The organism is Tissierella carlieri, from assembly GCF_018917285.1.
In the GTDB taxonomy this organism is placed as follows: Bacteria; Bacillota; Clostridia; order Tissierellales; family Tissierellaceae; genus Tissierella; species Tissierella carlieri.
This window is the reverse complement of record NZ_JAHLOH010000033.1, coordinates 94,250-108,484: the sequence shown is the minus strand read 5'-3', so window position 1 is coordinate 108,484 and position 14,235 is coordinate 94,250. Positions and strand designations below refer to the sequence as shown.

Here is a 14,235-nt window from a genome sequence, read left to right as displayed (position 1 = left end):
GCTTTAGTCTGAGCTGCTTAAGTCTAAATGGGAGGGAGACCTGTTGACCACTGGAAAAATGGATATGAAAGTAATAGAAATGAAAAACATAATTAAAAAATTCGGCAGTTTTACAGCCAATGATAATATTGATTTATCAGTCCATAAAGGTGAGATCCACGCCCTATTAGGAGAAAATGGCGCAGGGAAGAGTACGTTGATGAATATTCTCTATGGCCTTTATACACCAACTTCTGGTGAAATCTATATAAATGGCAAAAAAATAAATATTACTAATCCTAATGTAGCTATAAAGCATGGTATAGGAATGGTACATCAGCATTTCATGCTAGTAGATACCTTTACAGTAGTAGAAAATATTATATTAGGTATGGAAACAACTAATGGACCAGTATTAGATATTAAAAGAGCAACGAAAAAGGTAGAAGAATTATCTAAGAAATATGGATTATTTGTAGACCCAAATGCAAAAATACAAGATATATCTGTAGGCATGCAGCAAAGAGTTGAGATATTGAAAGCTTTATATAGGGGTGCTGATATCTTAATATTGGACGAACCAACTGCTGTACTTACACCTCAAGAGATTGATGAATTAATTAACATTATGAGATCTTTAGCTAGTCAAGGAAAGACTATTATTATAATTACTCATAAGTTGAAGGAAATAAAAGCTGTGGCGGATTACTGTACAGTTATTAGAAGAGGTAAAAAAATTGATACGGTAAAAGTTGAAAGTGTAAATGAAGAAGAACTTGCTGAAATGATGGTTGGCAGGCAGGTAAGTTTTACTGTAGATAAAAAAAATGTAAACAGAGGTAAAAAGGTATTAGATATTAAGGATATTGTTGTGAAAGATAATAGAAAATTAAATGCAGTAAATAATTTATCTTTAGATATTTATTCAGGTGAGATATTAGGTATTGCTGGAATAGATGGAAATGGTCAATCTGAATTTATAGAAGGAATTACGGGACTTAGACCTATTGAATCTGGACAAGTAATCTTTGATGAAAAGGACATAACAAATAAATCTCCTTTTGAAATTATAAATGCTGGGTTAAGTACTATTCCAGAGGATAGACAAAGAAGAGGTTTGGTATTAGATTTTACAATAGCAGAAAATATGATATTAGAAAATTACCATAAAGAGCCTTTCTCTAGAAAAGGCAGGTTGAATCATAAAGCGATAGAAGATTTTTCGGAGAAATTAATTGAGAAATTTGATGTAAGACCAAGAAATCATGGACAGAAAGCAGGAGCATTGTCTGGAGGTAATCAACAGAAGGTGATTATTGCTCGTGAAATCACGAATAATCCAGAGGTATTAATAGCAGCTCAGCCTACTAGAGGGCTAGATGTAGGTGCCATAGAATACGTTCATAAGTATCTAATTGAACAAAGAGATAATGGGAGGGCAGTTCTTTTAATATCTTTTGAGCTTGATGAAGTAATTAATCTATCCGATAGAATAGCTGTTATTTATGAAGGTAAAATTGTTGATATAATAGATGCTAAGGATGCAGATGAAAGAACGTTGGGGCTATTAATGGCCGGAGGAGGTGCAAATAATGAAGAAGATGAAGAATAGCAAATTTTTAGTTACCCTATTCTCTGTATTACTAGGTTTGGTAATAGGAGCAATAATTCTACTGATATCAGGATTTAATCCTATTGAGGCTTATTGGATAATGTTTACAGGGATATTTGGAAATATTAAATATATTTCTTGGACTATTATTAGATCTACTCCCATAATAATAACTGGTATATCAGTTGCATTTGCATTTAAAACTGGATTATTTAACATAGGTGCAGAGGGGCAGTTTATTATTGGTTCATTATTTGCAATGATGGCAGGATATTTACTAAATTTACCTCCAGTAATCCATGGATTAGTTGCTATTTTAGTTGGCGCATTAGCTGCAGGTATATGGGCGGGAATTGTTGGGATGTTAAAGGCAAAGTTTGGAGTTAATGAAGTAATTTCATCTATAATGCTCAATTGGATAGCGTTATATCTTAACAATTATTTCCTTACTTTTCCACTTTTAAGAAGACCGAATTCTGATGCTTCGTATAAAGTTTTAGATTCTGCTAAAATCAATGTTTTAGGACAATGGAAGGCATCGGAGGCAGGGCAGGCAGTTTTGAGCAATAATAAGTTTTTAAGAGATCTTCTAAATCCACCAGTAAATTACGGATTTATTTTAGCAATTTTACTAGCCATACTAATATGGTATATATTAAAAAATACTACTTTAGGTTATCAATTAAAAGCTGTGGGATATAATAAGGATGCAGCAGAATATGGTGGAATAAATATTAAGAAAAATATTGTAGTATCTATGATGATAGCAGGAGGTTTATCAGGTATTGCAGGAGCAACACAGGTCCTTGGAGTAGAACATCAGGTAGGAATTCTTGCAGCATCTCAGGGTTACGGTTTTGATGGTATGGCAGTATCCTTAATTGCAGGAAATAGTCCTTTAGCTGCTATACCAGCAGGACTTTTGTTTAGTGGATTGAAATATGGTGGTGGAAAACTTAATTCAACCATACAAGCTCCATCAGAGGTAATAAGCATAGTATTAGGTTCTATAGTATTTTTCGTAGCAATGCCAAAATTATTTGAAATGGCAAGTAGCTTATTGGCTAAAAAGAAAAGAGGTGAGAGTGTTGAATAGTATATTTGATAATATAGGTATTATAATAGGAATATCACTAATGTATTCAGCACCGCTTATATTTACAGCCTTAGGTGGAGTTATATCAGAAAATGCTGGAGTAGTAAATATTGGACTTGAGGGCATGATGACAATAGGTGCACTTATAGGTGCTACAGTAGGATATTACTCTGGGAATCCTTGGCTAGCTTTTTTAGCAGCAGGGCTTGCAGGAGGGGTTTTAGCTCTTCTTCACGGTATAGCTTGTATTACCTTTACAGCAGATCACATAGTGTCAGGTATAGCTATTAACTTTATAGGTCCCGGACTCTCCTTATTCCTTTCTAGACTTTTCTTTGAAGGAGCTGCGATGACAAAGCCTATACCTTTAGATAATAAAATGCCAAGACCATTTAATGATATTCTGCCAGAAGGAACTATATTAAATTCAATATTTAATCAATATGCCACAGTTTATATGGCATTTATTCTAGTATTTATAGTATGGTTTTTATTATATAAGACTAAATTAGGTCTAAGAATTCGTTCAGTAGGAGAACATCCAAGAGCAGCAGACACCTTAGGTGTTAATGTATACAAGATAAGATATATAGCTGTAATTCTTTCAGGAATATTTGCAGGATTTGGTGGGGCAGCCATGAGTATTGCAGTAGTTGCAAATTTTAGATCTACCTTAATATCAGGTCAAGGATTTATAGCACTTGCAGCTATGATTTTTGGAAGATGGAAACCTCAAGGTGCTATGTGGGCTTGTTTATTATTTGGTGCAGCTCAAGGATTAGCCATATATTTAGGAAGTACATCTTTAAAAGTACCATCAACATTATTAGCTATGACCCCTTATGTAATCACATTACTTGCTTTAATATTTGTAGTAGGAGAAGGTAATGGACCTAAGGCAAATGGATTATCTTACGAGAAAAATCAAGGGTAGATAAGGCAATTGACAATAAAAATCTAGTACTGATTAAATTATTATGAAAATAAAAGCTTATAATAAAATATTTGATAAAAGGCAAGGTTCACAAAAATTCCTTGTCTTTTTATTTTGTACTTTGTCGAATATTTGGTATAATATAGTTAAGACTATATATTAGGAAGGTTGAGCTGGATGAGACTTAGCTATGATTTAACTCTTGAACAGTCACAAAAATTAATAATGACACCAGAACTAAGGCAGGCTATAGAATTGCTTCAATTTAATAGTCTGGAATTAAAGGAATATATAACTAACGAAATGGAACAGAATCCTATGCTTGAGTCATTAAGTTCTTCTGAGGAATTTGAAAACTTAGATAAATATGCTAATGACAATGATGTAGACTGGAAGGAATACTTAGAGAAGTACGACGATATTAGCTATAGACCCCAAGTTGATAAAAATATAAAGGAATATAATTATGAATCCTTTGTTTCTTATGAACCCACATTAAAAGAGCATTTAATGTCACAGCTAAGTCTTATTCCTCTGGATAATAAGGAACATAAAATTGGCGAGAACATTATTCAGAATATTGATGAAAATGGTTATTTAAATATTTCAACAGAAGAAATTGCAAGCTTTATGAAATGCGAGAAAGATGAGGTTGAAATAGTATTAGATATTATTCAAACATTTGAACCAGCAGGAGTCGGTGCAAGAGATTTAAAGGAATGTTTATTAATTCAAGTAAGAAATAAAAAGGATGCTACTAACTATATTATCATAATAATTGAAGACTATTTAGAAGATCTTGGCTATAATAGAATACAAAAAATTGCTAAAGAACTGAATCTTGACTTACAGCAAGTTCAGGATGCCTGTGACTATATAAAGCGATTAGAGCCTAAGCCTGGTAGGTCTTTCAGAGGAAACAATGAAGAAGTAAGATATATTATTCCAGATGCTGAGATCCAATTAATAGATGGAGAATTTGTTGTGGTCATAAATGATGTTACAGGTCCTAGGCTTAACATAAACAATTACTATAAAGGATTAATGAAGTCAGGTGGAGATAAAAACACTATAGATTTTCTTAATGAAAAATTTAACTCTGCAATGTGGATTATTAGAAGCATAGAGCAGAGGAGAAACACGATTAAAAGGGTAATAGAATCTATATTAAAATTTCAAAAAGATTTTTTTATTGAAGGAGAAAAGGCACTAAAGCCTTTAACATTGAAAGATATAGCTGACGATATTGAGATGCATGAGTCAACCATATCTCGAGCAACCAATGGAAAATACGTGCAAACTCCTAGGGGACTGTTCGAACTAAAGTATTTCTTTTCCTCTGGGATATTAGGGGAAGAGGGAGATATATCATCCACTAGCATTAAGGTTACATTAAAAGATATTGTAGATGGTGAAGATACTAAGAAACCTTATAGTGATCAAAAGATATCAGACTTATTAAAAGAACAGGGTATAAACATTTCAAGAAGGACTGTTGCAAAATATAGAGATGAATTAGGCATACCTTCATCTTCAATGAGAAGAAGATATTAATTTGAAAAAAGGATATTTACTTATTGCATAAAAAATAAATATAATATATACTATAGGTGGTGGAATTTATATTCTACCATTTCTTTAATACAACCGGGACAAATAATACATATGTGGGTCGAAAAATGACCAGTTAAGCAATTAAAACTTCTTACTATGAGGTGATTTAATGGAAATACTAGAATTATTGAAAAAGATAACACCAGAAATTATTGAAATAATTGAAAAAAGATATCTTATTTTAAGGGCTATTTCCTATAATCAACCTATAGGGAGAAGAGCTTTGTCAGGAGAATTAGGATTTAAGGAAAGAACTATAAGGGATGAGGTAAGTATACTCAAAAATCAAGGGCTGTTAAATATAGATTTAATGGGTATGTATATCACTGATGATGGAAAAAAAATATTAGAAAATTTACACTCAATCTATGGTAACCTAAAAGGTATCCCAAAGCTAGAAGAAAGATTACAAGAGATATTAGGAATAAAGAAAATGATTATAGTACCTGGAAATTCTACGGAAAACAGTATGGTTCTGAAGGATATGGGTAAAATTACATCTAGAGTACTGAAGAATATCATTCAACCTAAGGATATAATTGGTATAACTGGTGGAAGTACAATGGCAGTAGTAGCTGAGGAGATTACTCCTGATAATAAATCCAGAGACATAATGGTTATACCTGCAAGGGGAGGTCTGGGACGTGAAGTAGAGACTCAATCCAATTCCATAGCAGCAAAATTAGGACAGCAGTTAGGTGGGTCATATAGATTATTATATGTACCAGATGGATTGGAAGAGAAAGCCCTAGAACTTATGTTAAAAAATGAAGAAATCAGAGAATCTATGGAAATGATAAATAATATGAATACTCTTGTATTTGGAATTGGCAGAGCAGATACCATGGCTAAAAGACGAAATCTATCTGAAGAAAGAATAGAAGAATTAATTAATAAGGGAGCAGTAGCAGAAGCTCTTGGTCATTATTTTGATATTAAAGGAAACGAAATTTGGGAATTTAAGACCATTGGATTATCTCTTGAAAAGTTTAAATCATTAAATAATGTTATTGGAGTTGCAGGGGGAGAGGAAAAGGCAGAATCCATAATCTCTGTATCTACTTTGAACTCAAATATGACATTGATAACAGATGAATCTGCTGCAGAAAAGATATTGGAAATTGTGAATGAAGCTACAAAGTAGCTAAAAATATAAGAACTAAAAAATACAAATAAATAGGAGGAGTTTTTTATGGCAATGAAAGTTGGATTAAGTGGATTTGGTAGAATTGGTAGAGATGTATTAAGAGCTTATGCGGAAAATGGTGTGGATGAATTTGAAATAGTGGCAATAAATGCATCAGGTAGCTTAGAAGATTTAGCCCATTTATTTAAATATGATACTATGTATGGAAAATTTAATGGTACATTAGAAGTAGCAGAGGATGGATTTATTATTAATGGTAAAAAGATTAAAGTTGTAGGTCATAGGGACCCAGCTGAGATACCTTGGAAAGACTTAGGAGTTGAATTAGTAATTGACTCAACTGGAGCATTTAGAGATAGAGCGGGCTTATCTAAACATATTGAAGCAGGAGCTAAAAAAGTAATTATAACTGCTCCAGCTAAAGATGAAGATATTACTATAGTATTAGGTGTTAATGAAGATAAATATGATCCAGCTAATCATCATATTATTTCAAATGCATCTTGCACAACAAACTGTTTGGCACCAGTAGCTAAGGTAATATTAGAGAAGTTTGGTATCAAAAAAGGTTTAATGACTACAATCCATGCTTATACAAATGATCAACAAATATTAGACAAGAGACACAAGGATCTTAGACGTGCAAGAACAGCAGCACAAAATATTGTTCCTACAACAACAGGGGCTGCAAAGGCTGTAGCATTAGTGCTTCCAGAATTAAAAGGAAAACTTAATGGTTTCTCAGTAAGAGTGCCAGTGCCTACAGTTTCCATGGTAGACGTAGTATTTGAAGTAGAAAAACCAGCTACAGCAGAAGAAATCAATAAGGCATTAAAAGAAGCTAGTGAAGGTGAATTAAAGGGAATATTAGGTTACTCAGATGAGCCATTAGTATCCTCAGATTATATTGCTGACCCTCGTTCATCAATAGTAGATGGTTTATCAACTATGGTTATTGACAATATGGTTAAAGTAATAGCATGGTATGATAATGAGTGGGGATATTCTGAAAGAGTAGTAGACCTTGCAAAGTTAGTAGCTAACAAATAGATATTTCACAAAATATAATAAGTAACAATAATGGTGCAACTCTAATCTCTAGCAAATTGATATGCTAGGACGGCTACCATTATTGTTATTTATTGAATAATCTTGGTGATGGGGGAATTTAAATGCTAAATAAAAAATCATTAAAAGATTTAGACTTTACAGGGAAAAAAGTATTGGTTAGATGTGATTTTAATGTGCCAATGGATGGAAATGGTAAAATTACGGATGATATAAGAATAACATCTTCACTACCAACTATAAATTATTTAATTGAAAAAGATGCTAAGATTATACTTATGTCACATTTAGGTAGACCAAAGGGAGAAGCAAATAAAAAGTATTCATTGAAAGCAGTAGCAGATAGGCTAACAGAACTACTTAACAAAGAAGTTATATTCGCAGAAGATGATAATGTTGTATCTAGTGCGGTGAAAAAACAAATAGATGCTATGGAAGATGGAGATGTTTTATTACTTGAAAACACAAGATTTAGAAAAGAAGAAGAAAAGAATGAAGAAAACTTCGCAAAGGATTTAGCATCATTAGGAGATTTATATGTAAATGACGCTTTTGGAACTTCTCATAGGGCTCATGCATCTAATGTAGGTGTATCCACCTATTTACCTTCTGCTGTAGGGTTTTTAGTGGATAAAGAGATATCTGTAATGGGTAAGGCTTTAGAGTCACCTGAGAGACCTTTTGTAGCCATATTAGGTGGTGCAAAGGTATCAGATAAAATAGGAGTAATAGAAAACCTTATAAATAAGGTAGATACCATAATAGTTGGTGGCGGAATGGCTTATACTTTCTTAAAGGCACAGGGATATGAAATTGGTAAATCCTTACTGGAAGAAGATAAGATTGAGCTAGCAAAGGAACTATTGCAAAAAGCAAAAGACAATAATGTCAAATTAATGTTGCCAGTAGATGTAGTAGCTGCGAGAGAATTTAAAAATGATACTGAATTTAAGACTGTTAAAATAGATAATATATCCGAGGATATGATGGGATTAGATATAGGTGATGAATCTATAAAATTATTCTCAAACCTAATCAAAGAAGCGAAGACGGTAATCTGGAATGGACCTATGGGAGTATTTGAAATGGAAAACTTTGCAAAGGGTACAGATGCCATTGCAAGAGCTATGGCGGAATCAGAAGGTATAACTATAGTTGGTGGTGGAGATTCAGCTTCAGCAGTTGAAAAATCAGGCTATGCAGAAAAAATGACTCATATTTCAACAGGTGGAGGAGCTTCCTTAGAATTTCTTGAAGGAAAAGTTCTACCAGGAATTGAGGCAATAACAAATAAATAGTGAATAACTAATAGTGAATAGTGAAAAGTTTTGGGTAAGGACTTTAGGGTTTTCAACTATTAGTTATTCACTCTTCACTATTCACTAAATACAGAGGGGGGTAATGTTAATGCGAACTCCTATAATCGCAGGAAATTGGAAAATGAATAATACAATAAGTGAAGGACTACAATTAGTGGAAGGAATAAAATCCCACAATTTAAATCAGGACGTAGAAGCAGTTCTTTGTGTACCCTTTACTATTATCCAAGATGTAAAAAAAGCTGTAGAAAATACTAATATAAAACTGGGTGCCCAAAATATGCACTGGGAAGAAAATGGAGCCTTTACAGGTGAAATTTCTCCAAAGATGTTAAAGGAACTAGGGGTTGATTATGTAATAATTGGCCATTCTGAGAGACGTCAATATTTTAATGAAACAGATATTACAGTAAATAAAAAAATAAAAGCTGCTATTTCCCATGATATTAAGCCAATAGTTTGTGTAGGAGAGACTTTAGAGGAAAGAGAAGCAAATACAGAAAAAGATGTGGTCAAATCTCAAATCTTAAAAGCTTTTGAGGAAATAAAAGAAAAAGACCTAGATAATATCGTAATTGCATATGAACCGATTTGGGCTATAGGTACAGGCAAGACTGCTTCATCAGATGATGCAAACGATATGATCCTTTTTATAAGGGAAACTATAGGGGAAAAATATAGTGAAAAGAAAAATGTAATTAGAATTCAATATGGTGGATCTGTGAAGCCAAGCAATATAAAAGAATTAATGGATAAATCTGAAATAGATGGTGCCTTAGTTGGAGGGGCTAGTCTAGTTGCTGAAGATTTTGTGGATTTAATAAATTTTTAATTGGAGGATAATATGGTTAAAGCACCAGTTATGCTAATAATACTTGATGGTTTTGGTATAGGAAAAGAATATAACGGCAATGCCGTTACACTAGCTAATACACCAAATATAGATAGGTTATTTAGAGAATATCCGAATACTATTCTGGAAGCAAGTGGCTCAGCAGTTGGTCTCCCAGAGGGACAAATGGGTAATTCGGAAGTAGGCCATCTGAATATTGGATCAGGACGTATAATATATCAGGATTTAACTAAGATATCTAAGTCTGTAGCAGATGGCGATTTCTTCGAAAAAGGAGAATTCTTAGAAGCAATAGAAAATTCTAGAAAGAATAATTCTAAAGTTCATTTAATTGGATTAGTATCATCAGGCGGAGTTCATAGTCACAATACACATTTATATGCGTTGTTGAAACTAATGAAAAAACAGAATTTTAATAATGTTTATATACATGCAATATTAGATGGCAGAGATGTATCACCAACTGCAGGTAAAGAAGATATAAAAGATCTAATGACCAAAATAGAGGAAATAGGTGTAGGAAAAATAGCGACTATATCTGGTAGATACTATGCTATGGATAGAGATAAGAGATGGGATAGGACGAAGCTAGCCTATGATGCTTTTACTCTAGGCAAAGGTAATGAAAATGATAATCCAATATCAGCCATAGAGAAATCCTATAATGAAGATATTACAGATGAATTTATTATTCCAACTATTATAAAAGAGAATGATGAACCTGTTACAACTATAGATAATAATGATTCAATTATATTCTTTAATTTTAGACCAGATAGGGCTAGACAAATTACTAGAGCTTTTGTAGATGACAATTTTGAGGGATTTGAAAGAGAGAAAAAAGTAAATACCTTTTATGTCACCATGACAGAATATGATAAAACCATAGAAAACGTAGAAGTGGCTTATACGGATGAATCACCTAGAAACACTTTGGGAGAGTATATTAGCAATAAGGGATTATCCCAACTTAGAATTGCTGAAACTGAAAAATATGCCCATGTAACATTTTTCTTCAATGGAGGTATAGAAGAACCTTATGCAAACGAAGATAGGGCATTGATTCCATCTCCAAAGGTGGCAACCTATGATTTGCAGCCAGAAATGAGTGCCATAGAAGTAAAGAATGAAGTATTAAATAGATTAGGAATGGATAAATATGATTTAATCATATTAAACTTTGCAAATCCAGATATGGTAGGTCATACGGGAGTAGTATCTGCCACAGTAAAGGCTATAGAAACGGTAGATAGCTGTTTAGGAGAAATAATAGAACTCCTTATAGAGAAGAGGGGCAAGGCATTAATTACAGCAGACCATGGAAATGCAGAAATGCTAATAAATGAAGATGGTAGTCCTGTAACATCTCATACAAGTAACAAGGTACCATTAATTCTTGTGGGATATAAGGATGTAGAACTACAAGAAGGTATTCTGGCAGATTTAGCACCAACTATATTAGAACTGATGGGGTTAGAAAAACCAGAAGAAATGACGGGGAAATCACTTGTAAAATAAATGCACAATTCACAGTTCACAATTCACAATTATGAAAGCGGTGAATGAAGGTCATAAAGACCCCAAAACATTCCTTAGCAATTGTGCATTGTGCATTGATAATTGTGAATTAACTAAAGGAGGAGTTAAATTTGAGTATAATAGTAGATGTTTATGCAAGAGAAGTATTAGATTCAAGAGGCAATCCTACAGTTGAAGTAGAAGTATGGACAGAAGATGGTGCTTTTGGAAGAGCTCTAGTTCCATCAGGAGCATCTACAGGTGCATTTGAAGCTGTAGAGTTAAGAGACGGAGATAAAGGAAGATTTCTAGGCAAGGGTGTTATGAATGCCGTAGATAATGTTAACAATATAATAGCAGAAGAAGTAATAGGAATGGATGTGTTTGAGCAAACTGCAATAGATAAATTGATGATTCAATTAGATGGTACACCCAATAAAGGAAAACTAGGTGCCAATGCAATCCTTGGAGTATCCCTAGCAGTAGCCAGAGCAGCGGCAGATGAATTAGGAATGCCTTTATATCAATATGTAGGTGGAGTTAATGCTAAAACATTACCGGTTCCTATGATGAATATACTAAATGGTGGAGAGCATGCTGATAATAATGTGGATATTCAAGAATTCATGGTAATGCCTGTAGGGGCAAAAAGCTTTAGAGAAGCTCTTAGAATGGGTGCAGAAATATTCCACAATCTAAAGTCTGTTCTTAAATCTAAAGGTCTAAATACAGCAGTAGGTGATGAAGGCGGATTTGCTCCAAATTTATCTAGTAATGAAGAAGCATTAAAAACTATAGTAGAAGCTATAGAAAAGGCAGGGTATAAACCAGGGGAAGAAATAATGCTGGCACTAGATGTAGCGGCTACAGAAATGTATGATGAAGAAAAGAAGGTTTATAATTTAGCTGGAGAGGGCAGAATTCTTACTGTAGATGAGATGATAAATTATTATGAGGAATTAGTAAACAAATATCCGATTATTTCCATAGAAGATGGTTTAGCTGAAGATGATTGGGATGGATGGAAACAGCTGACAGAAAGATTAGGGAAGAAGATTCAATTAGTGGGAGACGATTTGTTTGTTACAAATACTGAGAGATTGAACAAAGGTATAGACTTAGGAATTTCCAATTCAGTATTGGTTAAATTAAATCAAATAGGTACATTAACTGAAACATTAGATACAATTGAAATGGCAAAGATAAATGGATATACTGCAGTTATATCTCATAGATCAGGTGAGACTGAAGATACTACTATAGCAGATTTAGCAGTAGCAATGAACGCAGGACAAATTAAAACAGGAGCTCCTTCAAGAACGGATAGAGTGGCAAAATACAATCAATTACTTAGAATAGAAGATATGCTAGGTGAAGAAGCAATTTATAGAGGAAGAAAAACATTTTATAATATAAAGAAATAATATTTAGATATAAAAAGATTCTATTGCATGCAATAGAATCTTTCTATATCAAGAGAAGATTTAGGAATAAATAAGAGGACTTAAATTTGACAATTTATATTGCCTATGATATATTCTACTTAAAATTTAATATTTTATTCATTGGTATAATCTTATATATAGGATTATTTAAAAGGGAAGTTCGGTTTAAATCCGACACGGTCCCGCCACTGTGATAGATAGAACCTTGCAGATGCCACTGTACTTAAAGTATGGGAAGGTGTAGGGTTTGTTATTCTTAAGTCAGGAGACCTGCCAATGAAAAAAACGCTGTTTATTACTCACGCGGATGAGAAGGTGTTATTTATAAGGTAGATTAAATATTTATTCTACTCTATTGATAATATCCTTTCTATTGCAGAAAGGTTTTTTTGTTTTGTAATATTTATTTTGCAAAACCATAGTAATAACTCAGCAAATTTTTGCTGAGTTATTTTTTTGAAAATAAATTGGAGGGATAAAGATGAATATACATGAATATCAGGCAAAAGAATTATTGAAGAATTATGGGATTCCAGTCCCTAATGGCAGAGTTATATATGATGCGAAAGAAGCGGAAAAAACTTCTTGGACAATAAGTACTGATGTGGCAGTTGTAAAAGCTCAGATTCATGCTGGTGGAAGAGGAAAAGCAGGAGGAGTTAAGATAGCTAAATCGATAGATGAAGTTAAGAAATATTCTAAAGAGCTATTGGGGAAAAAGTTAGTAACACATCAGACAGGAAAAAAGGGAAAAGAAGTTAAAGCTGTATTAATAGAAGAAGGGTGTAATATTGATAAAGAATACTATTTAGGATTTGTATTAGATAGGGATACATCAAGCATAACTCTTATTGCTTCTGAAGAAGGTGGAACTGAAATTGAAGAGGTAGCATTAAGAAATCCTGATAGGATTTACAAAGAGAAGATTGACTGTTTGACGGGACTAACAGAATTTCAAGCCAGAAGAATATGTTTTGACATTAATTTACCTATTGAGATAATAAACGAAGCAGTAAGATTAATGATGAACTTATATCGTATTTTTGTGGAAAAGGACTGCGTTCTGGTAGAAATAAACCCATTAGTATTAACAGAAGAAAAAAAACTAATAGCTTTGGATGCAAAAATGAATTTTGATGAAAATGGCCTGTTTAGAAATGAAGATATACTTAGCTATAGGGATTTAAGTGAAGAAGATGAGAAAGAAGTAGAGGCTTCAAAGCATGGACTGTCTTATATATCATTAGATGGAAATATTGGATGCGTGGTAAATGGAGCGGGCTTAGCTATGGCTACTATGGATTTAATAAAACTTCACGGGGGAGAACCGGCTAATTTTCTTGACGTTGGAGGAGGAGCATCAGAAGAAAACGTAACAAATGCGTTTAAAATACTATTATTAGACGATAAGGTCAAAGGAATTTTTGTCAATATATTTGGTGGAATAATGAAATGTGATGTTATAGCTAAAGGAATTGTCAATGCGGCAAAAGAGCTGAAATTAAATATTCCTTTAGTAATCAGATTGGAAGGAACTAATGCTGACTTAGGTATGGAAATAATAAAAAACTCTAATCTGAATATATTTGCAGTAGAAAATATGGGCGAAGGTGCTAAGAAAATACTAGAACTAATTTAACAGAAAGGTGG

The 14,235-nt window shown here is 33.1% G+C and carries 11 protein-coding genes and 1 riboswitch; all 11 genes read left to right on the top strand.

Annotation, left to right across the window (positions count from 1 at the left end):
* Positions 1-58: 58 nt before the first annotated feature.
* A complete protein-coding gene (locus KQI38_RS10625; protein WP_276515575.1) occupies positions 59-1,591 on the top strand; it encodes an ABC transporter ATP-binding protein in 1,533 nt (510 codons plus the stop codon).
* A complete protein-coding gene (locus tag KQI38_RS10620; protein ID WP_216559378.1) occupies positions 1,581-2,687 on the top strand; it encodes an ABC transporter permease in 1,107 nt (368 codons plus the stop codon). Before KQI38_RS10625 ends, KQI38_RS10620 begins: the two co-directional genes overlap by 11 nt.
* Positions 2,680-3,621 carry an ABC transporter permease gene (locus KQI38_RS10615; RefSeq protein WP_276515574.1) on the top strand — a complete coding sequence of 314 codons (942 nt, stop codon included), beginning with the start codon at positions 2,680-2,682 and terminating at the stop codon, positions 3,619-3,621. Before KQI38_RS10620 ends, KQI38_RS10615 begins: the two co-directional genes overlap by 8 nt.
* Before the next feature lie 177 nt (positions 3,622-3,798).
* Positions 3,799-5,175: an RNA polymerase factor sigma-54 gene (gene rpoN / locus KQI38_RS10610; protein WP_216559374.1), complete on the top strand. Its 1,377-nt coding sequence runs from the start codon at positions 3,799-3,801 to the stop codon at positions 5,173-5,175.
* 169 nt (positions 5,176-5,344) lie between these two features.
* Positions 5,345-6,379 carry a sugar-binding transcriptional regulator gene (locus KQI38_RS10605; protein WP_216559243.1) on the top strand — a complete coding sequence of 345 codons (1,035 nt, stop codon included), beginning with the start codon at positions 5,345-5,347 and terminating at the stop codon, positions 6,377-6,379.
* Positions 6,380-6,427: 48 nt separating this feature from the next.
* Complete coding sequence (gap, locus tag KQI38_RS10600; protein ID WP_216559240.1) at positions 6,428-7,432, top strand: type I glyceraldehyde-3-phosphate dehydrogenase; 1,005 nt, start codon at positions 6,428-6,430, stop codon at positions 7,430-7,432.
* Positions 7,433-7,554: 122 nt separating this feature from the next.
* Complete coding sequence (locus tag KQI38_RS10595) at positions 7,555-8,748, top strand: phosphoglycerate kinase (RefSeq protein WP_216559237.1); 1,194 nt, start codon at positions 7,555-7,557, stop codon at positions 8,746-8,748.
* Between the two features lie 109 nt (positions 8,749-8,857).
* Entirely contained in the window at positions 8,858-9,601 is a 744-nt protein-coding gene (gene tpiA / locus KQI38_RS10590; RefSeq protein WP_216559234.1) for a triose-phosphate isomerase, read from the top strand.
* 12 nt (positions 9,602-9,613) lie between these two features.
* Positions 9,614-11,140 carry a 2,3-bisphosphoglycerate-independent phosphoglycerate mutase gene (gene gpmI / locus KQI38_RS10585; RefSeq protein WP_216559231.1) on the top strand — a complete coding sequence of 509 codons (1,527 nt, stop codon included), beginning with the start codon at positions 9,614-9,616 and terminating at the stop codon, positions 11,138-11,140.
* A 131-nt stretch (positions 11,141-11,271) separates the two neighbouring features.
* Entirely contained in the window at positions 11,272-12,564 is a 1,293-nt protein-coding gene (gene eno / locus KQI38_RS10580) for a phosphopyruvate hydratase (protein ID WP_216559228.1), read from the top strand.
* Between the two features lie 125 nt (positions 12,565-12,689).
* A riboswitch (cobalamin riboswitch) is annotated at positions 12,690-12,877 on the top strand.
* Between the two features lie 189 nt (positions 12,878-13,066).
* The gene (gene sucC, locus KQI38_RS10575; protein ID WP_216559226.1) at positions 13,067-14,224 is read left to right on the top strand and encodes an ADP-forming succinate--CoA ligase subunit beta; all 1,158 of its coding nucleotides are present in this window, start codon (positions 13,067-13,069) and stop codon (positions 14,222-14,224) included.
* Positions 14,225-14,235 lie beyond the last annotated feature (11 nt).